Raw genomic sequence first — 22,267 nt, 5'->3', positions numbered from 1 at the left:
TCGACCCGAACCGTGTCAAGAGGCATGGCCGGGCTCCCACCACCCCCGAGCGGCCGGGCGGCCGCTGTGCGACCATGCTCCCGAGTGTGCACCTCGTCCCCGTGAGGTGCCGGCCCCAGGGAGGCCCGTGATGGCAGGACGCGGCACCGGCCCCGACTTCGTCGAGGCGCTCGCACGCGGACTGGACGTCCTGTCCTGTTTCGACGCGCGGCATCCGCGCATGACACTGACCGAGGTCGCCGCAGCGGCCGGCCTGGCACGCCCGACCGCACGCCGCCTCCTGCTCACGCTACGAGAGCTGGGCTACGTGCGCACCGACGGCAACCTGTTCACCCTCACGCCGCAGGTGCTGCGCCTCGGCACGTCGTACGTGAGCGCGCTCGGGCTGTGGGACATCGCACGGCCGCACCTGGAGGACCTCGTCACCCGGACCGGGGAGTCATCCTCGATGTCCCAGCTCGACGGGTCGGACATCGTCTACGTGGCCCGCGTCTCCGTACCCAAGATAATTACGTTGCGGGTGGAGATCGGCACGCGCTTCCCCGCGCTGCCGACCTCGCAGGGCAAGGTCCTGCTGGGGGCGCTCGACGCCGACTCGCTGCACCGCGTGCTCGCCGAGCCGAGCCGGTCGGGCCTGCCACCCTTCCTGCCCCGCGACGCCGCCCGGATCGAGGAGGAGCTGCTCGCGGTACGGGCGCGCGGGTGGGCCCTGGCGGACGAGGAGCTGGCGCCGGGCATCCGCTCGGTGGCGGCCCCCGTACGCGACGGGAACGGGACGGTGCGCGCCGCGATGAACGTCACGGTCCACGCGGCGGAGACCAGCCTCGACGTGCTGGTCGGCGAGCACCTGCCGCGGCTGCTGCGCACGGCCGGCGACGTCTCGGCGGAGTGGGCGCTCTGGCAGTCACGGCCGCACGCCGAGGTCGCCGTGGACCGGAGCGCCGGGTAGCCGGAGCCGTGTGCCGGGCCTGACGGTGGTGAGTCCGGGGTCGGTCAGTGCGGAAGCTCGACCGACAGGTGCGGAGTCAGCGCCCGGAGGAAGTCCGCCGCGTCGAACATGGCTCCCGCCGAGGCCACGCCCACCGTCCGCGTGTGCCCGGCCAGGATCCGCCGGACGGCCTCCACCACCAGTGGTGCGGTGACCGCGTAGATGTCCTGGCCACGGGCCGTGGCACGTCGCTCGACGCCACCCGCGCGGACCACGACGTCGACGACGAAGATCTGGTCCGAACGCCCCGATGCGTCGACCGCCTCCGGCGCCGGCGTGTCCTCCCTGGCCAGGTCCCTCGCGGCCTCGACGGCCATGTAGGTGCGGACTTCGGGCACGGCCAGGTGGCTGGGAACGGTGACGACGTCGGCCATCGTGAACTCCGCGATCACCGCTCGCCGGCCCAGCGGCTCCGGAAAGAGCCAGTCCTGCTCTGATGCCTGGTCGTCGTGGTACTCCAGCGCGCCGCCGGTGAACCGCACCCGGCGCCCCGAGCGGCGCTGATGGGACACCTGACCCGCCGCCCGGGTGCCCGCCGTGGGATGCCAGCTGCTCAACCCGTACGCGATGTGCGCCACGTCCGCGGCGGTCCACTCCCCCATGGCCGCGGTCACCAGCAGGTCGCCCAGCCCACCGTAGAAGGCCATCGCCGGCACCACGGGCGTGCCGGTCCTTCGCGCTGCCTCCGCGTAGTCGGCGAACATCGAGGCGTTCGCCTCGATCTCCGCCGCGACGTCCACGTACGGGATCCCCGCGCGCAGTGCCGCCTCGACCACGGGGCCTCCCGTCACCGCGAACGGTCCTGCACAGTTGACGACGGCCGCCGCGCCGGCGAGGGCCCGGTCCAAGGAGCCCGGGTCGGCCACCGTGGCCGGCCGCACCGCCACCTGGCCCCACTCCTTCGCCAGCACCTCCAACCGGGCCGCGTCACGGCCGGAGACGACAGGGGCGAAGCCGCGCTCGAGCAGTTCGGCGACGACGAAGCGTCCGGTGTGCCCCGTCGCTCCGTAGACCACCACCGCATCCATGGTTCCCCCGCTCTCGATGTTCTGAGGAGTCCACTCTCGCCGGGCGAGGGACCGGATCGTGAGGGTCCGGAACGACATCATGCGTACACTTTCGGACATGCACACTGTCGCACTGGCGACCGCCGGTCGCCTGCTGCACTTCGAGCTGGCAGTGGCGTACGAGATCTTCGGCACGCCCCCGCGCGAAGCCACGGGAGGCTGGTACGACGTACTGCTCTGCGGGCCCGTACCGGTGCGGGTCGGCCCGTTCGTGGTCGAGCCCGACCACGGGCTGGAGCGCTTGGTCAGCGCCGACACCGTGATCGTGCCCGCGTATGCTGACATCGACGACCCGCCGCCACCAGAGCTGATCGAAGCCGTACGCGCGGCCCACGAGTCGGGTGCCCGGGTCGCCTCCCTCTGCACCGGGGCGTTCGCGCTCGGCGCCGCGGGCCTGCTGGACGGCCGGCGAGCCACCACACACTGGGCTCACACCGCGGAGCTGAGTGCCCGCCATCCGCGGGCCGTGGTCGACCCGGACGTGCTGTACACGGACAACGGCAGCGTGCTCACCGCCGCGGGGAAGGCCGCCGCCGTCGATCTGTGCCTCCACCTGATCCATCTCGACCACGGCGCCACCATCGCCAACACGGTCGCCCGTCGCCTCGTCACGCCGCCACATCGGCCCGGCGGCCAGGCTCAGTTCGTGGCCACGCCGATGCAGGTCACGGGTGACCACGTGCTTGCCGACCTGCTCGCCTGGGTCCAGCAACGGCTGGACCAGCCGCTGACGGTCCCGGACATGGCCCGGAGGGTGAACACGAGCCCCCGCAATCTCGGACGGCAGTTCCGTGCGGTGACCGGGCAGACCCCGATTCAGTGGCTCCTGACCCAGCGCGTACGCCGCGCCCAGGAGCTGCTGGAGGCCACCGACGAGAGCATCGAGGCGGTCGCCCTCGCCACCGGCATGGGTACCGCCACCACACTTCGGCGCCAGTTCAAACGGATCGTCGGCGTCCCGCCTGACAGCTACCGGCGCTCGTTTCACAGCGCGAAGCCCGCCTGATCGGGCGCGGCCGTCCTGATATCCCGGTGCACGGTTTGACAGATCACGCCCGGCACGACGACAGTTACGGACACTCGTCCGTATAGCGGTTGGGAGCCTGTCATGTCCGCACCCGGATCCGGAAACTCCGGTCCGCTGTCCGGCCTCGTGGTCGCCGACTTCTCCCGGGTGCTGGCCGGCCCGTACTGCACGATGCTGCTCGCCGACCTGGGCGCCGAAGTGATCAAGGTGGAGAGCCCGGCCGGGGACGACACCCGGCACTGGGTGCCGCCCCGGCGCGGTGACATGGGCACCTACTTCCTCGCGGTGAACCGCAACAAGCGCTCCATCGCGCTCGACCTGGCCGATCCCGCCGACGCGGAGGTGGCGCACGCCCTGTCCGCGCGCGGCGACGTGTTCATCCACAACTTCAAGCCCGGCGGTCTCGCGAGGTTCGGTCTCGACTACTCGTCGGTGGCCGCGCGCAACCCCGGTGTCATCTACTGCTCGATCAGCGGGTTCGGCTCGGCCGAGGGTGCGTCACTGCCCGGCTACGACCTGCTCGTCCAGGGCATGTCGGGGCTCATGAGCCTGACCGGCAGCCCGGACGGGTCGCCGTACCGGTCCGGCATCTCCGTCTTCGACGTCATGACCGGGCTGCACTCCGCGCTGGGCATCCTCGCGGCGCTCCACCACCGCGACGCGACCGGCGAAGGCCAGCACATCGAGACCAACCTGCTGTCCACCGCGCTCTCGACGATGGTCAACCAGGTGTCGGCCTACATCGCCGGCGACGTGGTCCCCCACCGGATGGGCAACGCGCACCTGAGCCTCTTCCCGTACGAACCGCTGCCGACCGGCGACGGCGACCTCATCGTGGTCGCGGGCAACGACGGGCAGTTCCGGCGGCTGTGCGCGGCGCTGGAGGTGCCCGGCCTGGCCGACGACGTGCGGTTCGCCACGGTGGAGGGGCGCAACGACAACCGCGAGCAGTTGCGGCCGCTGCTGCTGGAGCGGCTGGCGACGCGGTCCGCGCAGGAGTGGTTCGACGTGCTGTCCGCGGCGGGCATCCCGTGCGGGCCGATCAACGACGTACGCGGCGGTGTGGAGCTCGCCGAGCGGCTCGGCCTCGAACCGGTCGTACCGGCCGGCGACGTGCCCACGGTGCGCAACCCGGTCCGCATGTCCGCCACCCCGGCACGCTACGAGCTGCCCCCGCCGGCCCTGGACGCCCACGGCGACGAGATACGCGCCTGGCTGGGACTCTCCGGCGACGACGCCGCCACGACCGACGACGCCGGCACGAACGATTCTGCGAAAGGACCCACCGCGTGACCACGCCCGCGTTCCCCACCTCGCTCGGCACCTCGACACCGACCACCATCACGCTGCTCGGCCAGGACCTGGCGGCCGACCTGATGGGGAAGGTGAGCTTCGGTGAGCTGGCGTACTGGCTCATCACCCTGCAGCGCCCGACGCCCCAGCAGTCACGGCTCTTCGAGACGGTGCTGCTCGGCCTGGCCGACCACGGCTTCACCCCGACCGCGATCGCCGCCCGCCTGACCTACCTCAGCGCGCCGGACGCGATCCAGGGCGCGGTGGCCGCCGGCCTCCTCGGCGGCGGTTCCCGGTACCTGGGCGTGACCGAGGACACGGGCCGCTTCCTCGCGGACGTCCTGGCCTCGGCCGATTCACCGCCGTCCGACGAGGCCGGCTGGGACGCCCTGGCGACGCGCGCCGTGACCGAGCGGAAGGCGGGCGGCGGCTTCGTACCGGGGCTGGGCCATCCGGTCCACAAGGAGGGCGATCCGCGTACTCCGGTCATCATCCGCGTCGCGCGGGAAGAGTCGTTGTACGGCCCGCACCTGGCCCTGTTCGAGGCGATCGGCCGCGTCCATCCGGCGATCCTCGGCCGGACCCTTTCCCTCAACGGCGCGGGTGTCAGCGGTGCCGCCCTCGCCGACCTCGGCCTGCCGATCGAGCTGCTCCGCGGCGCCGCACTCCTCGCGCGCTGCGCCGGGCTGCTCGGTCACATCGCCGAGGAGATCCGCCGCCCGATCGCCGACTCGGTCTACCGCACCGTCGACCGGGGCGCGGAGTACGTGGCCCCCTCCGACTAGACGGCCTCGGCGAACGCGAGCACGCCCCGCTGGAACTCGGCCGGCTGCTCGATGTGGCCGAAGTGGCCGCTGTCCTTGAGTTCGAGCAGCCTCGCGTGCGGTATCCCCGCGGACAGCTCGTGAGACCACACCGGCGGGCAGACGAAGTCGTGATCTCCGACGATCACCAGGGTGGGCACCTCGATGGCGCCGAGCCGGTCGCGTACGTCCCACTGTTCGGGCTTACGTGCCGGGTCGTAGGTGACCTCCACCGCCGGGCGGGCGCCCAGGTCCCCGACCGTCCTGCGGAAGTCCGCGAAGTAGGCGGGCCAGACCGCATCCAGGTAGTGCCGGTGGGAGTCGCGGTCGTGGACGACGTACTCGCCGGCCCTCCGCGCGCTCCACATCCGGCCCGCCTCGACGGCCTCCGGCCGCTCCGGCCAGCGCTCGACGAACGCGGTCATCTGGCGGTCCGCCTCGTCCCTCAGCAGCGAGGAGGAGACCGGTGCGCCGTCGTACACGACCAGGCCGCGAACCCGTAGCGGAAAGGTGATCCCGTACTGGAGGGCCACGAAGCCGCCATGTGAGTGGCCGAGGAAGATCACGTCGGTGACGTCGAGCCGTTCGAGCAGCAGAGCGGCGCGGCGCGCGTACTCCGGCACGCCGTAGTCCCCGCCGGGGAGCAGACCGCTTCTTCCCGTGCCGACCGGATCGAGATAGACCATCGTCAGGTGCTGCTCCAGCGGCGGCATCCGCAGATAGTCGGCGTGCATGCCGGGCCCGCCGGAGTGGACCACACAGATCGGGCCGCTGCCGGCCACCTCATATGCCTGGCGAACGCCCTCGATCTCGACCGTGTGCCACCCGGTGGTGAGTTCCGCTGTCGACATGCCGACGATCGTACGTGTGCCGCTTTCACCGGTAATGTGCCGATGACCAGCAGCGTGACACAAGGGGGGACCATGACCGCCGGAATCCCGGCCGTCCTGGCCGAACGTTCAGAGGCCGAGGCGTTGTACGACTTCGAGACCGGCGCGCCCGCGGGTGTACGTGCCGCCCTGGGCATGGAGACGCTCCGCGTCGGCGGCGGGGTCGCGCTGTCGATGCGCGAGGACACCACGCAGTTCTGGAGCAAAGGACTGGGATTCGGCTTCGATGAGCCGGTCACCGCCGAGCTGATGGGACGGATCTGCGACTTCTATCGGTCACAGCGGCCCCCGGTGGCCGTACTCCAGCTCGCCCCTTCGGTACTGCCGGCGGACTGGGACGAGATCTGCGCGAAGGAGAACATCACCGCCGGGTCGGCCTGGGTCAAGTGCGTCACCGACGTCGAGACGGCCCTCGCCCACATCGCCCGGCGCACGCCGCTCGCACCGGAGCTACGGGTCGGCCCGGTGACCCCCGCCGATTCGTCCGCGTGGGCGTCGGTCATGATGCGCGTCTTCGACATGCAGGGGCGGCATCTGGCGGAGATGACAGCCGAGTCCGCCCTCCGCCCGGGCTGGCACCCGTACGCCGTCTGGCAGGGCGAGGAGATCGTCGCCACCGCCACCATGCACGTCTACGAGGACGCCGCCCAGTTCTTCGGCGGCGCGACCTTGCCGAGCGCACGCCGGCGAGGCGCCCAGACGGCCCTGATGGCCGCACGGGCCGAAGCCGCACACGCCGCGGGCTGCCGCTGGCTGGTCGCCGAGACGGGAGCGGAGCAGCCGGGCGAGCACAACTCCTCCCTGCACAACATGTTCCGTACCGGCTTCGACGTCCTGTACGAACGCCGAAACTGGATCTGGCGCCCGGACGGCCGGTGACCCGCCATCCTCGAACGCGTGGCCCGCACGGACGCCCGCCGGGGGCTGTGGCATATGGCACCCACCGGCACGAACTCCTGTGTGACGGTGCAACAACTGAGTGTTAGCCCATCGTTCGTGGTACTTCTACCGAGCTAGCCCGGTACCGGTGGCTTTGGCGTGGCTGCAAGCTGGTGTCAGGTCACCGGAGATCGTTGGCCGGCCGAAAGCCGGTGGGGCGGCAGAAAGGGGACGCCATGACGGCCGCGGCTTCGTCCACCGGGCCAGGACAGTCACAGTTGGCTGTCTGGTCCGAGGGCAAAAAGCGGCTGCGCCCCCTGACGGTGCAGGCGGCGTTGGTGTTGGCGGTGCTGGCGCCCGCGGTGGCCGAGGGTGGTCTCTGGGTCCGGCACCCACTCACAACCGTTGTGAACTTACTGGTAGCCGCGGGGGCTGTCGGAGCAGGGGCGCTCCTGGCAACGGACGGGGACCAGCGAGTCACGGGATACGTGTTGATCGCCTCAGGGGTGGCGCGTCCGCTTGGTTGGGCGGATGAGTGGGTGTCGGGCCCGGGACCGCTGTACGCGGCGGTGTTCGGGTATCTGTCCATCACCCTCAGTGCGTGGGCGCTCCTGCGCTATCCCGCACGAGGGCTGGGCTTCATCCGGCGGCGGTTCATGGCGGTCCTGGCCGCCTGGCTGATCGGGGTGCCGGTGATCGAGGTGTGCGTCGCCCGGCCGCAGTGGCTCGGGGACGAGAACGCCACCTCCTCGACGTGGTGGCCCTACCTCTGGACGAGCCGGCCCGCCTTCGACGTCATCTCCAACGCGCTGATGGTCGGCTCCGCGCTCCTGGCCATCGGATTCCTCGCGCTGATGCTGCGCCAGCTGCGCGTGGGGGGCCGGCGCGAGCGAGCGGTACGGCTGCCGGTGGCCGCCGCGGGCATGCTCGCGGCCGTCGTCGCGGGCGTCGTCGTCGTCGTGACCTCGGTCGCCGGACCGCACGAGGAGGTGTTCGCGATCGAGGGCATGGCTCAGCTGGGGGTGCCGATCGGGTTCCTGGTCTCGTTCGCGCAGCAGCGGATGACGAGGTTGTCGACGATGGTGACGGTGTTCGACAACACCAACCCGACCACCCACCTACTGCGTCAGGTGCTGCGTCACAACCTGCGCGACCCCAAACTCGACCTGCTGGTCTGGTCGGACGCCGACCAGACCTACCTGACCGTGGACGGCGGGCCGGCCGACATCGGATCCTCCCTGGCCGGCCGCCAGGCCATACCGGTGATGGGGCACGGCGGCCGGCCGCTGGCGGTCGTGGTCACCGAGTCCGACGCGGCCGGCGACGCCGACCTGGTCGACGCCGCGGTGGCGATCAGCAGGCTCGCTCTTGAGAACCTCCTGCTGTCGCGTCGTCTCCTGACCGCGGACTACGACGCGCGTCAGGTCATCGTCGCCGACCTGCACGACGGAGCACAGAAGGATCTGTGCGCGCTGCGCGTGGCGTTGTCCAAGCTCGGCTGCGCGGAACCCGAGGCCCTGCCGGGCCTCGTGGAGACGGCCGACAGGCTCGTCGTCAACGCGCTTCGTGAGCTGCGTGACCTGGCTCATGGCGTCTACCCGCACACCCTGACCCACGCCGGACTCGCGGCGGCCATCGAAGAGACCGCGGACGAGCTCGACCTCATCGTCCACCTCACCGCACCGGAGCACCGGCTGCCCGCCACGGTGGAGAAGACCGTCTACTTCTTCGTCAACGAAGCACTGACCAACGCGCACAAGCACGCCGGCACGATCCGGCTCCAGGTGGAGGTCAGGCAGTCCGGAGGCGTCGTCATCGCCGAGGTGCGCGACGACGGCACCGGAGGAGCGGACGGGAACGGCCCCGGACTCGCGCGGCTACGCGACCGCATCGAGGCCCACGGCGGCCGCCTGCAGATCTCCAGCCCGCGCGGTACCGGAACCCATGTCGTGGCGAGGATCCCATGCGTGTGATCATCGCCGATGACGTGCCCATGCTCCGTGACCTGTACCGGCAGAGCATCCAGTCCCTCGGCGTGGACGTGGTCGCCGAGGCGGCCACCATCGCCGAGCTGCTGGTCCTCGTCCGCAGCCACCGTCCCGACGCGGTCCTCGTGGACATCAACTTCGGCGGCCACCTGGGCCGCCCCCGAGACGATGACGGCCTGCACGCGGCCAAGCGGCTGCGCGCCGACGACCCGCTGCTGGGCATCGTGATGTTCTCCGTCCACATGACCCCCGCCTATCTGCGCCGCATCACCGAGATCGGCGACGGCACGCACATCGGCTACCTGGGCAAGGAGCGCATCAAGGACGCGCACACGATCGTCGACGCCCTGACCCGCGTCACCGCCGGTGAGACGGTCATCGACACCGCGCTCGCCGAGCAGATGCTGCGGACCCGACGCGTCCAGGATCCGATCGCGCGACTGACGGCGCGGCAGAGACAGGCCCTGGAGCTCCTCGCCCAGGGACGCACGAACAAGGCGATCGCCGAGCAGATGAACGTCGCGGTCCCGACCGTCGAGGCGTACCTCAGCGAGGTCTTCAAGACCCTCGACATCCCCGTCTCATCCGATGACCACAAACGTGTGCTGGCCGTCCTGGCCTGGCTGCGCAGCGCGGGAGCGGGCCCCTTCGGCACGCACACTGACCAGCCCTGACGGACGTCTGGAGTTCGGCCAAGGAGGCCTGATGGGACGGGCGATCGGCATCGACCTGGGCACCACGTACTGCGTCACGGCGGCCGTACGATCGGGCCGGCCGGAGGTGCTGTGGAACCGCGAGGGCGACCACCTGACGCCGGCCGTCGTCCTCTTCCACGGGCGCGGTCAGGTGCTCGTGGGCAAGACCGCCAAGCACGCGACCCGTGACATCCCCGCCGACTGCGCGGAGTTCGTCAAGCGTCAGCTGGGCAACCCCGACTGGGCCTTCGTCGACTCCCATGGCGGAGCCCACGGCGCCGAGAAGGTCTCCGGCCTGATCCTGCGGCGGCTTGCCGATGACGCCGCCGAGGTACTCGGGGAGGAGGTCAGCGATGTCGTGATCAGCGTGCCCGCCTCGTTCGACGACGCCTGCCGCAAGGCGACCAGGGAGGCCGGCGAGATCGCGGGGCTCAACGTGCTCAAGCTGGTCAGCGAACCGGCGGCGGCGGGGATCGCCTTCGGCGCCACGGGCGTGGAGCCCGGCACGCTGATGGTGTACGACCTCGGCGGCGGAGCGTTCGACGTGACCGTGATGCGCGCCGAGGAACACTCCCTACGTGTCATCGCCACCTCCGGCGACCGCGGCCTGGGCGGCTTCGACTTCGACAACGTCCTGATGAGTCACGTGGCCGCCGAGGTGCGGGCACAGTCGGGTCCGGACCTGTTCGACGGCGGCCGGCGCGAGGCCGAGCTGCGGGAGAAGTGCGAGCAGGCCAAGTACGCGCTCAGCCGTACCCACCAGACCCGGCTCTTCTTCAGTGACACGCGGAACAGCTACACCGTCGAGGTCACCCGCCTGCGGTTCGAGCTGATGGTGGAGGACCTCGTACGGCGTACGGCGCGGATCGCCGAAGACGTCCTCCACGACGCCGGCCTCTCCTGGGCCCAGATCGACCGCATCCTGCTCGTCGGCGGTGCGACGAGGATGCCGATGGTCCGGCGGATGGTCGAACGCCTGTCGCGCCGGAGTCCCGACACGAGCGTCGATCCGGACGAGGCGGTCGCGCTGGGAGCGGCGATTCTGGCCGACCTGGAGACCGGGTCGCCCCGCACACCGACGTCGCAAGCCGGATCCAGGACGTGACCGCCGCCCGCTGTTTCTTCTCAGGCCTTCCGGCCCACGCCGGCGAGCTGCCATCCGGTCGGCTGCTTCTGTATCCGGTCGGGACGCCACAGCGTGGGGGGTACGAGGCCCGGGTCCACTAGGACGAGCTCGCCGAAGAACCCCTCGATCTCCTTGGACGTACGCGCCGCCATCGTTATCCCCATCGACTCGGCGAACCCGGCGGCTATCGCGTGCTCCTCTTCGGACACTCCGCCGGGGTGGTAGTGGGACAGCACCAGGTGACTGCCCGGCGGCACGGCGGAGACGAACGCGTCCGCGATCCCACCCGGATCTTCGTCGTCGCTCAGGTAGTGCAGGAGCGCGGTCATGAGTATCGCCACGGGCCGCCCGAAATCGATCCGCGCCGTCACCGCGGGCGCGGAGAGGATGTCGCGCGGCGAGCGGATGTCGGCCAGCAGCGCGGCCGCCACGTCGGAACTGGACAGCAGCGCCTGGTAGTGGTTGACGATGACCTGATCGTTGTCGACGTAGACGACCCTGGCGGCCGGGTCGACCGCATGGGCGAGATCGTGCACGTTGCCGCGTCCGGGCATCCCGGCGCCGAGGTCCAGGAACTGCCGGATCCCGACGGAGAGCAGATGGCGTACGGCCCGGCGCATGAAGCGGCGGTTCTCCTCCACGGCCACCAATACGGTGGGGATGGCCTCGCGAATCTTCTCTGAGGCTTCCCGGTCAACGGAGTAATTGTCCTTGCCACCGAGCGCATAATCGAACATCCGCGCCTCGTTCGGCACGGTCGTATCGAAACGTTTCGGCGTTCGGTCACGGTCGGTGATACCTTGACCTCCGGGTCCACATGGATTACGGAAGAGTATAGAAGTCCCAAACTCAACAGTGTCAACACTGTAACGCGCCGTATAGGGCCGATTTTCGGGCGCTCTAATAAGCCCGATTCCCGCGTTCAGTCCGGCGGGATAGGGCCCACGGGAAGATCATCAGGCGGCCTTGGGCCGGTCGCCCGGGGTGCCGACGCCGACTACGGCCTTAACGAACGGACCCCCGAACCCCTACGCGCGAATGACCACCGTGACCGCCGGAAGCACCCCAGGGCACCCACGCGAACCTCACGAACTGACTGCCCAGCCCCCACGCTGGAATGGCCATCGTGACCGGCGGAAGATCGGCGGCCCGACTCCGCCGCCCCGCTTCCCAGCCGCGGCCGCCAATAGGGACGCGACCAAAAATGCGCGGGACCCGGTGGCGTGACGCCGCCGGTGGGGTGCCTCTCCGCCACCGCGGCGCTCATGTCGACGCGGGGCTTGATGTACCAGGGGCCGGCCTCTCCCCCGGGTAGGCGCTCGCGCCGATCCATGCGTGGATTCGTGTGGAGAGCGCTCGCACGGAGCTCGGACGGATGCCGGAGCGGCGGGTGCTAAGCCGGCCATTCTGCGCATCGTCGCCGAGCACGGCCCCGACGCGTCTGCGGGCGGCTCGTGCCGCACCCGGCCACGCCCGGCCGGCTCGTCGACCGGCTGGCCCGCCAGGGGCTCGACGAGCTCACACCGAATCCCGCCGACCGGCAGGCCCAGCAGGGGCTCATCGAGCTCACACCCGATCCCGCGTACCGGCTCGACGCGGCCGGCCTACGCCACCGCACCCACACACGCCGGCGCTACGAGGCGTACTCCCCGGCACACCCTGCACCCGCTCCGCCGACCGACTCACACCACAGCGACCACCCACACCCCGCGACGCCGCACCATCCGCCCGGCCCGGCCGCCAGGCGCGTCCTCGTGCCTGCCGCCAACGCCGCCTTCGCGCCCGTCATGGAGTGGCCTCCTCACGCCGGCTCGCGTGTGCTTCCTCTCCCGGTCCCGGAGCGTTCTCTCCGTCGGTGCAGAACCCCTTCATCTCCTCGGTGAACGACAGCGACGTGCGATCCGGAGAACCCCCGGCGGCCTCCGTGACGCTCGTCGTGTCGTTCACCGCCCCCTTGCGCCGGCCGTCAGGTGGCCGGCGGACGGCCGGAGCACTCGCGGCCGGATCGCGACGAAGGGTCCGCACCCGCCCCACCCTGCCCGCGGGCCCCCGCCGACCATGACCACGCCCGCTGCAGCTCTCCCTGCCAAGGCACCTCCACGCCGACCTCGGCGACCGCCGGTACGCGGGGCGCCGGCCGGGTCACGTGGTCTGGGCAGCGCTCGTCCGCACCGCGCCGACCGCGGCCATCATCAACGGCCATGCCCGGTGGAGCTCCGGCTGCCAGGTCGTCCAGTCGTGGTAGCCGTCCCCGTAGATGTGGGTGGTCGCCGGGATGCCCAGCCGCTTCAGCCGCTTGACGAAGGACACCGTCGTGGCGCCGCAGAGGATCTCCTGGGCCTCGATGCCGTCGTTGCCCGGCGCCGGGTGGTCGTACGGGCCCGGGCGGCCCGTCAGGCCGCTGGCGATGTACATCCCCGTCCCGCGGAGATGAGGGGCCTGGACATAAGGGTCGTTCGCCTCCCAGTTCGCGCGGTCGAGAGTCGGGTCGCCCCAGATACGGAAGGGGTCGTAGCGTTCGCTCGCCTCCAGCAGGATCAAGGGCGGGATACCCGTCTGGGTGAGGTGGAGTATTCCGCTGAGTGAGACCGCGTACCGGAACATGCCCGGATGGCGGGCCGCATACTTGATCGCGCCGTAACCACTCGAGGAGATGCCCATCGCGGCGCGCGCGGTGCTCGCGTGATAGTCGCGTTCCATCAGCCGCGTCAGCTCGCGCGTATGGAATGTCTCCCATTTCGGGGGGCCGAAAGCGCCGTGGTTGCGCCAATCGGTGAACCAGCCGGAATAGCCGGTGTCGGGCATGACGACCATGACCCCGTATTCGGCGGCGAGGCTGGCGATGTCCGTACTTCGTGTCCAGGAGACGTATGTGTCGCGGCCTCCGTGGTAGGCGTAGACGACCGGCCAGGTGCGGGTCGCCGACCGTGACCAGCCGCGCGGCAGGAGCACGCGGACCGGCGCCGTCGTGCCCAGTGCGGGCGAGGACACCGTCAGGTCGACCTCGCGACCGCCGAGCCACCGCTCCCCCGTGACCCTCGCGCCGTCGGCCGTGGCGGCCGGTACGGCGGCGAGCGCACGGCCCGCGGCGCCGGAGACCACGGCCATCACGATGATAACGACACCCACACTTGCGAATCCGCGCATGAAAAACCGGCCACACAAGGCACGCACATTCGACTCCATTACCTTAGTCAGTTTCACCACAAGGCAGAGAACCGTATCGTGAAATGGCGAAACCACAGAACCGGCCAGACCGAATAGGTGTGTTTTGCCACAGTTAATCGGAATAATGAACGGACAATTAGGTACCCAACAACGAGGATGAGGAATGTATCTTCCGGGGACGTCACCGCCCGCTTATCCTCGGAGGGCCATCAGCCGCGACACAAAATCAGAGGCCAGATACTGATCGTCATTTCATAGCGAAGTCGCGCAAGTAACACGGGGGTGTGCATGGCGCTGGAGGATCGTTGTGGCGAATTCTCGGACGGGGAGACCCTGATCGAGCGAGTCACCCGGTGGGCCGAGCGAAAGCCGGACACACCCGCCTACACCTTCGTGGACTACGGCACCGTTCGCGAGGGGCGGAGCACGACGCTGACCTGGTCCGAGGTGCACCGCCGAGCGTGCTGGACGGCGGCGCGGCTGCGCCGGTCGGCGAATCCCGGCGACCGCGTGGCGCTGCTGCTGCCGTCGGGCCTGGACTACCTGACCACGATGCTCGGCGCCTTCTACGCACGTGTCATCGCGGTCCCGCTGTTCTCCCCCGAGCTGCCCGGCCAGCACGAACGCCTGATCCGCGCGTACACCGACGCCGACCCGGCGATCGTGGTGACCGTCACCGAGGCGCTGCCCGCCGTCCAGGCCTTCCTCGACGGCGCCCCGCCGCCGCGCGACCTGGTGACGGCCGACACGATCGAGCCGACGGACTGGGAGCCGGAGCCGGTGCCGCCCGACGAGCTCGCCTACCTCCAGTACACCTCCGGCTCGACCCGCGACCCGGCCGGTGTGCAGATCAGCCATCGCAACATCACGGTCAACGCGCGCCAGCTGTGGGCGCACTTCGGGGTCGGCGCGCGGCGCCCGGTGGCGATCGTCAGCTGGCTGCCGCTCTTCCACGACATGGGCCTGGTCGCCACCCTCGCGGCGCCGATCGTGCACGGCGTGCAGGCGCGGTTCACCGACCCGATGTCGTTCATCCGCAACCCCTCCCGCTGGCTGGCGATGATCTCCGTCCACCGCAACGAGGAGGTCTTCACCGCGGCACCCAACTTCGCCTACGAGTACTCCCTCGGCCGTTCCGCCGCCGCGGAGGGGCTGGACCTGCGGGGGCTGCGCTGGTGTCTCAACGGCGCCGAACCCGTACGCGAGAGCACGCTGCACCGTTTCTCCACCACCTTCGCCGCGGCCGGGCTGCGGCCCGAGGCGTCGACGCCCTGCTACGGGCTCGCCGAGGCGACCGTCTTCGTCACCGCCGCGCACGGCGACACCCCGCCGAAGGTGATCACCGTCGATCCCCAGAGGCTGTCCGAAGGCGTCCTGCGGCTCGCCGCCTCGGGCGACGAGCGCGTCGCGGGCCTGGTCTCGTGCGGGACGCCGACCGGGCAGTACGTCGCGGTCGTCGACCCGGACAGCTGCTGTGAGCTGCCCGACGACCGTGTCGGCGAGATCTGGGTACGCGGGCCGAACGTCGCGCGCGGATACTGGCGCAAGCCCGAGCACAGCTCCGCGACCTTCGGCGGATGGCTCTCCGGACCGGCCACCGGCGTTCCGGCCGGGCCGTGGCTGCGCACCGGCGACCTCGGCGCGGTCCACGAGGGTGAGCTGTACGTCACCGGCCGGCTCAAGGACCTGATCATCGTCGACGGCCGCAACCACTTCCCGCAGGACATCGAGGTCACCGTGCAGGAGGCGCACCCGGCCATCCGCCCGGACCACGTGGCCGCGTTCTCGATCCCCGGGCCGGATACCGAACACCTCGTCGTCGTCGCGGAGCGGTCGCGCCGCGCCCAGACCGGCGGGGCCGACGCGCCCGATCCGGACGAGGTGCGCCGGGTCATCCGCACCGCGGTCGCCGCCGTCCACGACGTTCCGCTGCACGACCTGGTCCTCGTGCGGCCCGGGGGCGTACCCCGTACCTCCAGCGGCAAGGTGGCCCGTAGCGCGTGCCGGGAGCGCTACCTGTCCGGTGACCTCCCCATGGCGTAAACGTGACCCCCGGCCCCACCTGGTGCGGCCGGGGGTTCGCAAATCCCTACTGGTAGGTAATAGACGGCGTCTCCCGCACGGTGCTCTACTGAGGGCGATCGAACGAACGCAAGCCGTGTCCGATGTGACAACACCCGGCACGCATGGAACCTCAGCTCCCTTCCCCCCACAAGGTAGGCGGTAGCGGCTCACCACCCTGGTGTGAGCGGCCCGTGCGTCAGCCGGCCACCGGTCGCGGCTCCGCGTGGAACCGCTTTCAGGGGCCCCCGTCATGCCGGGCCCCGCCGTGGGGGGTACGAAGATGCCGACTGCCGATCGCCATGACGCCGGACGCGACGAGATCGCGCGTTTCCTGACCGAAAGCATCGCCGCACGCTGCCACGTCGCCGCCGGAGAGATCGACCCCGACCGCCCGCTCGCCGAGCTCGGAATGACCTCACGCGACTCGGTGGCGATCGTGGGCGAACTCGAGGATCTCGTCGGCCGTGCGCTCCCGACGATCCTGCTCTACGAGTACCCGACGATCACCGCGCTGGCCCGTGAGCTGGCCGCACCTCCCGGCGAGACGACGGCCGTGCGGTCCGGGCCGGACCGCTGCGAGATCGCGGTCGTGGGGCTGGGCTGCCGCTTACCTGGCGGCATCGCCGGGCCGGGGGCGTACTGGGATTTTCTGCTCGAACGCGGAGACGCGATCCGCGAGGTGCCGGACGACCGATGGGAGGACGGGTACGAGCCGGCGAGCCGGCTCGGCGGGTTCCTCGACGACGTCGCGGGGTTCGACTCGCGGTTCTTCGGAATCACTCCGGACGAGGCCGACGCCATGGACCCGCAGCAGCGACTGCTGCTGGAGGTCGCCTGGGAGGCGCTCGAGCACGCGGGCATCGCCCCCGCGTCGCTGCACGGCAGCCGTACAAGCGTGTTCGCGGGCATCTCGGTTCCGGAGTACGCCTTCCTGACGGCCGCGCCGGGTTCGGAGGTGTCGCCCTGGACGACGACGGGCGGCGCGCTGAGCATCGCCGCCAACCGGCTGTCGTACCTGCTCGACCTGCGCGGGCCGTCGATGAGCATCGACACCGCGTGTTCGTCCTCCCTGGTCGCGACCCATCTGGCCGTACGGTCCCTGGGAGCGGGCGAGAGCGACCTGGCCATCGTCGGCGGTGTCAACGTGCTGCTCTCGCCGATGATCACCCTGACGTTCGAGCAGGCGGGAGGGACGGCGCCGGACGGCCGGTGCAAGGCGTTCGACGCCTCCGCGAACGGCATGGTCCGCAGTGAGGGCTGCGGCGTGGTGGTCCTCAAACGGCTCGGCGACGCCCACCGCGACGGCGACCGGGTCCTCGCCGTCATCCGCGACACCGGCATCAACTCCGACGGCCGTTCCAACGGACTCGTCGCCCCGAACCCCGAGGCCCAGGAGGCCCTGCTGCGGGAGGTCTACTCGGGCCTGGAGGCGCCGGACTACGTCGAGGCGCACGGTACCGGCACCCTGCTCGGCGACCCGATCGAGGCGCACGCGCTCGGGACGGTGCTGGGCCGTGACCGCGCGACACCACTGCTGATCGGCTCGGTCAAGAGCAACCTGGGGCACCTGGAGCCCGCCTCGGGAGTGGCCTCGCTGATCAAGACCGTGCTCGCGCTCTGGCACCGGACCATCCCGCCGAGCCTGCACTACCACCGGCCGAACCCGCACATCGACTTCGAGGGACTGGGCCTGAAGGTCGTTGCCGAGCAGACGCCCTGGCCGCCTGGGCCCGGCCGGGCCGGGGTCTCCGCCTTCGGCTTCGGTGGCGCGAACGCCCACGTCGTCCTCGCGGCGGCGCCCGCCGCGCCGTGGACCGTACGCGCGACGCATCCGGTGCACACGCTCCTGCTCTCCGACGTGTCCCCCGACCGGGTCACCGAGTACGCCGGCCGGCTCGCCGACGGGCCGGACGATCCCGCGGAGGCCGCGCACACCCTCGCCCGCCGCTACGGTCGCGGACGGTTCGGGGCCGCCGTGGTCGGGCGTGCGAGCGCCGCTCTCACCGAGGGCCTGCGGGCACTCGCGGCGGGCCGGGCACACCCCGCCGTCGTGACCGGGGTGGCCGCCGGCGACGGGGCACCGGTATGGGTCTTCTCCGGGTACGGCGCGCAGCGGCCGGGTATGGCGCGGACGCTGCTCACCGACGAACCCGCGTTCGGCGCCGCGATCGAGCTGCTGGAGCCCCTGGTCCAGGCCGAGGCCGGCTTCTCCGTTTGGGAGGCCCTGGACGGGGCCGGCGAGCAGGGCCCCGCCGAGACCATGATCACGCTGTTCGCCGTCCAGGTCGGGCTGGCGCGGCTCTGGCAGGCGTACGGCGTCGAGCCCGCCGCCGTCATCGGTCACTCCAGTGGCGAGGTCGCGGCCGCGGTCATGGCCGGTGCCCTGTCCTTGCGCGACGGCGTCAAGGTCATCACGGTCAGGGCCCAGCTGCTGGCGGGCATCACGGGCGGGGGTGCCATGGCGGTGCTCGGCGTGCCGGGTGAGGAGATCGCCCAGCTGTGCGCCGGCTGCCCGGACGTGTACGTGGCCGTGCTCGCGTCACCGCGGCAGACGGTCATCACCGGTGCCGCCGAGCAGATCGCCGCCGTGATCGGCCGCGCGGAGCGGCGCGGGCTGCTCGCCCGCCGGGTGCGGGCCGAGGGCGCCGGCCACTCCCCTCAGGTCGAACCTCTCCTCGACCCGCTGCGGCAGCGCCTCGAGGACATCCACCCCACGACGCCCCGCGTCGCGTTCTACACGACCACACTCGGCGACCCCTGGCAGGTGCCCGTCTTCGACCGGAACTACTGGGCGGCGAACCTGCGGAACCCGGTCCGGCTGGCCGGCGCCGTGGGCGCGGCGGTGGCCGACGGCCACCGTACCTTCGTGGAGGTCTCGGCCCATCCGCTGCTCGCGCACGCGCTCGCCGACACCGCCGAGGACGCACTCATCCTGCCGACTCTGCGGCGGGGCCCGGAGGGCGAAGAGGCCGCCGACGACACCGTCACCTTCCACACGCAGCTCGCCGCCCTCAGGATCAGCGGGCTCCCCGTCCAGCCGCCCGCCGACGGCCAGGTCCGCGACGTCCCGTCCCCGCCCTGGCGGCACGAACACCACTGGACGCGGGCCCGTGCGACGCGGCCGGCCGGGCATCACCCGCTGCTCGGCGCACACGTCGAACTGCCGAGCCACCGGCACGCCTGGAGCGCGAACGTCGGCGGCGACCGGCTGCCCTGGCTCACTCTGCACGGCACGTCCATGCTGCCGGCCGCCGCGTACGCCGAGATCGCGCTCGCGGCCGGCGCCGCGGCCCTGGGTACCGAGGCGCCGGTCCTGACCGGTCTGCGGCTCGAACGGCTTCTCCCCCTGGACGACGATTCGACGATCACCACGACGTGCACGCCCATGGGCGTCGCCACGTCCAAGTGCCGGATCGAGATCCAGACTCGTACCATCGCCGGGGGCTGGACACCGCTCGCCACCGCGACCGTGACCTCGGTGGCCGGGGAGACGGCCGGCCGGACGTACACCGGCCGCACCGCGATCCTCCCGGCCGAGCGCGGTGACCGGCGTTTCCGGGTGCACCCGATCGTCCTGGACCGGTGCCTGGCCTCGTTCGGCGCCGAGTGGACCACCGTCGCGATCGGGCGGCTGCGGGTGCCGGGCGCGACGGGTGACGGCGGGTCTTGTGAGTTCGAGACGCCGCGGCCCAGAGCCGACGGCTCGGCCGTGGCGGCCCTGCGGCTCGTGAACGAGGCCGGAACGGTGCTGCTGGAGGCACGAGACGTCGAGCTGCGCCGGATCCCGGCGGGCGCCGTGCCGGTGCCGTTGTCGGCCAAGCTCGTCGAGGCCGCCTGGGAGCCGGCACCGGCGCCGGCGCCGCGGCCGCCGGACGGGAACGCGGCCTGGCTGGTGCTCTCCGACCTGGAGGACGCGGACGCCGCGGCGATCGCCGACGGACTGGGCGACGCCGGCCGGTACGTCATCCGCCGGCGTCTGGAGGAGGAGTTCCGCGAGACCGGTTCGCTGGACGTGGTGGTCGTCGTGCCCGCCAGACTGGGCGACGAGGCTCTCCTGCTCGCCCTGTCCGGGCTGGTCCGGACGCTGCCGCCGGTGAACCGGCTGTGGATCCTCACCCGGCGGACGGCCGCGGTACGCGACGGCGAGGCCGGTGAGCCGGGGCAGTCCTTCGTCCGTTCCCTGACGCGTGTGCTCGCGTTCGAGCACTCCGCCCTGCGGGCGACCTTCCTCGACGTGGACGATCCGGCCTCGGCGCTCGCCGAGCTGCTCGGCGGCGACGCCGACACCGAGGTCGCCTGGCGTGACGGCGTCCGGTACACGTCACGGCTCCGCACCGTACGGCTGGGCGGCACTCCGGTGCTGGAACCGGTACGCCACGGAGGCGCGTACCTGATCAGCGGCGGATACGGAGGGCTCGGCCTGGTCGCCGCCCGGCGCCTGGCCGAGCGCGGGGCCGGGCGCCTGGTGCTCTCCGGCCGGTCCGGGCCGGGCCCCGCCGCCCAGCAGACCATCGAGGAGCTCCGCGCGTTCGGCACCGAGGTCGCGATCGTGCTCGGTGACATCGCGGCACCGGGCGTGGCCGAGCGGATGGTCGCCGCCGCCCGCCGGAACGGGCTGCGGCTGCGCGGGGTCGTGCACGCCGCCGGGGTACTGGACGACCGGCTCGTGAACGAGCTCGGCCCCGAGGACCTGCGCCGCGTCTGGTCACCGAAGGTCGACGGCGCGGTCCGGCTGCACGAGGCGACCAGGCGGTTCCACCTGGACTGGTGGCTCGTGTACTCCTCGGCCGCCGCGCTGCTGGGCTCACCGGGCCAGGCGGCGTACGCGGCGGCCAACGCACGCACGGACGCGTTCGTGGACTGGCGCCGGGCACACGGCCTGACCGGCGGGACGATCAACTGGGGTCCGTGGGCGGAGGTCGGCGGCGTCGCCGGCCTGACCGTCGCCGCGCTGGACCCGATCACGCCGGAGGAGGGCGGTGACGCCCTGGAGGCGCTGCTGGCCCATGACCGGACCGCCACCGGGGTGATCCGTTTCAACGTGGTCCGTGCCCTCGCGGCGTTCCCCGAGATCCGGCACCGGCCCTACTTCGCCGCGCTGGTCGGCGCCGCCGCCGGCGCTCCCGCCGATGACGACTGGCCCGGGCCGGAGGCGCTGCGCGACGCCGACGGGCCGACCGCGCGGCGGCTCGTGAACGGCCGGGTACGGGCCCGGGTCTCGGCGGTCCTGGGCTTCCCGCCCGATCCCTCCCGGCCCCTGACCGAGCTGGGGCTGGACTCTCTCGTGGCGGTCCGGATCAAGAGCACTCTGGAGCACGACCTCGGCGTCACGGTGGCCGCCTCGGACCTGCTGAGCGGCCGGAGCCTGGAGGATCTGCAGGACGACCTCTGCCGCCGGCTCGGCCTGCCGGAGACCGCCGCCGACCCGATCGCGCTCCGCCACGTCGTGCGGCCCATCACCGGCGCGGCGCACCGGCCTTCCGCCGAACCGAAGCTGCCGCCCTTCTTCTGCCTGCACCCGGCCGGTGGCGACACCGGGGTCTACCGGCAGCTCGCGACGCTGCTCGGCGAGGACCTGCCGTTCCTGGGGCTGGACCGGTTCCGGGACGCGCCCGAGGTCGAGGAGCGCGCCGACCGGTACATCGCGATGATCCGCGCGGTCCAGCCCCAGGGGCCGTACCGGCTCGGCGGCTGGTCCTTCGGCGGTGTGCTCGCCTACGAGATCGCCCGCCGGATCGGCGGCGTCGAGCTGGTCGCGCTGATCGACGCGGGCGTACCCAAGAAGGTGGAGAACCCCATCGAGACCACCGCGCGCCGCTACGCCGACTTCGGCGAGTACCTCACCTCGACGTACGGGGTCTCGGTCAGGCTCGGGTTCGAGGAACTCGCCGCGCTCGGGGAGGACCAGCAGCTCGCGCTGGTCATGGAGCGTACGAAGCCGGTCATGGAGCAGCTGCCGCCGGCCGTGGCGGTACACCAGTTCACCTCACACCAGGACACCCGGGCGCTCGAGCGGTACCGGCCGGGTCCCTACTACGGACGGGTCGTCCTCTACCGCTCGACCGAGCCGACGCCGTGGGCGGTCCACGACGCGCGCTACGACCTCGACGAGGCGAACGGCTTCGGCGAGCTGTGCCCGGACCTGGAGATCGTCCCGATCCCGGGTGCCCACCATCTGAACCTGCTCGATCCACCGGCGGTGCGGATCATCGCCGATCACCTGGGCGAAGTGCTCAGGGCGCCGCGGACCGAGCCCGCGTGATCAGTCAGTGATACGGG

General features: G+C 71.5%; 15 protein-coding genes. 10 read left to right on the top strand and 5 right to left on the bottom strand.

Going from position 1 to position 22,267, the window contains the following annotated elements; genetic code table 11:
* Positions 1 to 130 precede the first annotated feature (130 nt).
* Positions 131 to 949: an IclR family transcriptional regulator domain-containing protein gene (locus FB559_RS23295; protein ID WP_141957611.1), complete on the top strand. Its 819-nt coding sequence runs from the start codon at positions 131 to 133 to the stop codon at positions 947 to 949.
* 44 nt (positions 950 to 993) lie between these two features.
* Here the strand turns inward: FB559_RS23295 and FB559_RS23290 are convergent, their stop codons facing one another.
* On the bottom strand, positions 994 to 2,097 hold the full coding sequence (locus FB559_RS23290) for a saccharopine dehydrogenase family protein (protein WP_342780953.1): 1,104 nt from the start codon (positions 2,095 to 2,097) through the stop codon (positions 994 to 996).
* 16 nt (positions 2,098 to 2,113) lie between these two features.
* Between FB559_RS23290 and FB559_RS23285 the strand changes: the two genes are divergently transcribed.
* The 3 genes from FB559_RS23285 to FB559_RS23275 all read left to right on the top strand — a co-directional run bounded on the left by FB559_RS23285 (position 2,114) and on the right by FB559_RS23275 (position 5,160).
* Positions 2,114 to 3,061 carry a helix-turn-helix domain-containing protein gene (locus tag FB559_RS23285; protein WP_141957609.1) on the top strand — a complete coding sequence of 316 codons (948 nt, stop codon included), beginning with the start codon at positions 2,114 to 2,116 and terminating at the stop codon, positions 3,059 to 3,061.
* Between the two features lie 102 nt (positions 3,062 to 3,163).
* A complete protein-coding gene (locus FB559_RS23280) occupies positions 3,164 to 4,375 on the top strand; it encodes a CaiB/BaiF CoA transferase family protein (protein ID WP_141957607.1) in 1,212 nt (403 codons plus the stop codon).
* Positions 4,372 to 5,160, top strand: a complete 789-nt coding sequence (locus FB559_RS23275) for a citryl-CoA lyase (RefSeq protein WP_141957605.1) — start codon at positions 4,372 to 4,374, stop codon at positions 5,158 to 5,160. Before FB559_RS23280 ends, FB559_RS23275 begins: the two co-directional genes overlap by 4 nt.
* Here FB559_RS23275 and FB559_RS23270 read toward each other — a convergent pair.
* On the bottom strand, positions 5,157 to 6,029 hold the full coding sequence (locus FB559_RS23270; protein ID WP_141957603.1) for an alpha/beta fold hydrolase: 873 nt from the start codon (positions 6,027 to 6,029) through the stop codon (positions 5,157 to 5,159). The two genes, FB559_RS23275 and FB559_RS23270, sit on opposite strands and share 4 nt — an antisense overlap.
* A 72-nt stretch (positions 6,030 to 6,101) precedes the next feature.
* Here FB559_RS23270 and FB559_RS23265 point away from each other — a divergent pair, with 72 nt between their 5' ends.
* The 4 genes from FB559_RS23265 (at position 6,102) to FB559_RS23250 (ending at position 10,735) form a co-directional block, all read left to right on the top strand.
* Entirely contained in the window at positions 6,102 to 6,947 is an 846-nt protein-coding gene (locus FB559_RS23265; protein ID WP_141957601.1) for a GNAT family N-acetyltransferase, read from the top strand.
* Positions 6,948 to 7,486: 539 nt separating this feature from the next.
* Positions 7,487 to 8,920: a sensor histidine kinase gene (locus FB559_RS23260; RefSeq protein WP_185792360.1), complete on the top strand. Its 1,434-nt coding sequence runs from the start codon at positions 7,487 to 7,489 to the stop codon at positions 8,918 to 8,920.
* The gene (locus FB559_RS23255; protein ID WP_141957598.1) at positions 8,911 to 9,609 is read left to right on the top strand and encodes a response regulator; all 699 of its coding nucleotides are present in this window, start codon (positions 8,911 to 8,913) and stop codon (positions 9,607 to 9,609) included. The genes FB559_RS23260 and FB559_RS23255 overlap by 10 nt, the downstream gene beginning before the upstream one ends.
* Positions 9,610 to 9,640: 31 nt before the next feature.
* The gene (locus FB559_RS23250; RefSeq protein WP_185792359.1) at positions 9,641 to 10,735 is read left to right on the top strand and encodes an Hsp70 family protein; all 1,095 of its coding nucleotides are present in this window, start codon (positions 9,641 to 9,643) and stop codon (positions 10,733 to 10,735) included.
* A 20-nt stretch (positions 10,736 to 10,755) separates the two neighbouring features.
* Here the strand turns inward: FB559_RS23250 and FB559_RS23245 are convergent, their stop codons facing one another.
* The 3 genes from FB559_RS23245 to FB559_RS23240 form a co-directional block, all read right to left on the bottom strand.
* Entirely contained in the window at positions 10,756 to 11,553 is a 798-nt protein-coding gene (locus FB559_RS23245; RefSeq protein ID WP_281286337.1) for an SAM-dependent methyltransferase, read from the bottom strand.
* Between the two features lie 988 nt (positions 11,554 to 12,541).
* Positions 12,542 to 12,703, bottom strand: a complete 162-nt coding sequence (locus FB559_RS44060) for a hypothetical protein (RefSeq protein WP_185792357.1) — start codon at positions 12,701 to 12,703, stop codon at positions 12,542 to 12,544.
* A gap of 195 nt (positions 12,704 to 12,898) precedes the next feature.
* Entirely contained in the window at positions 12,899 to 13,885 is a 987-nt protein-coding gene (locus tag FB559_RS23240) for an alpha/beta hydrolase (protein WP_246121945.1), read from the bottom strand.
* Positions 13,886 to 14,212: 327 nt separating this feature from the next.
* On the opposite strand from FB559_RS23240, the gene FB559_RS23235 reads away from it, so the two are divergent.
* Both FB559_RS23235 and FB559_RS23230 read left to right on the top strand, forming a co-directional pair.
* Positions 14,213 to 15,967: a fatty acyl-AMP ligase gene (locus FB559_RS23235; RefSeq protein WP_141957594.1), complete on the top strand. Its 1,755-nt coding sequence runs from the start codon at positions 14,213 to 14,215 to the stop codon at positions 15,965 to 15,967.
* 301 nt (positions 15,968 to 16,268) lie between these two features.
* Positions 16,269 to 22,250, top strand: coding sequence for a type I polyketide synthase (locus FB559_RS23230; RefSeq protein WP_185792356.1), 5,982 nt, complete (start codon positions 16,269 to 16,271; stop codon positions 22,248 to 22,250).
* Positions 22,251 to 22,267 lie beyond the last annotated feature (17 nt).

This window comes from Actinoallomurus bryophytorum (genome assembly GCF_006716425.1).
Taxonomy (GTDB): domain Bacteria; phylum Actinomycetota; class Actinomycetes; order Streptosporangiales; family Streptosporangiaceae; genus Actinoallomurus; species Actinoallomurus bryophytorum.
The sequence above is the reverse complement of the archived record's forward strand: the minus strand, read 5'-3'. Positions and strand labels throughout refer to the sequence as shown.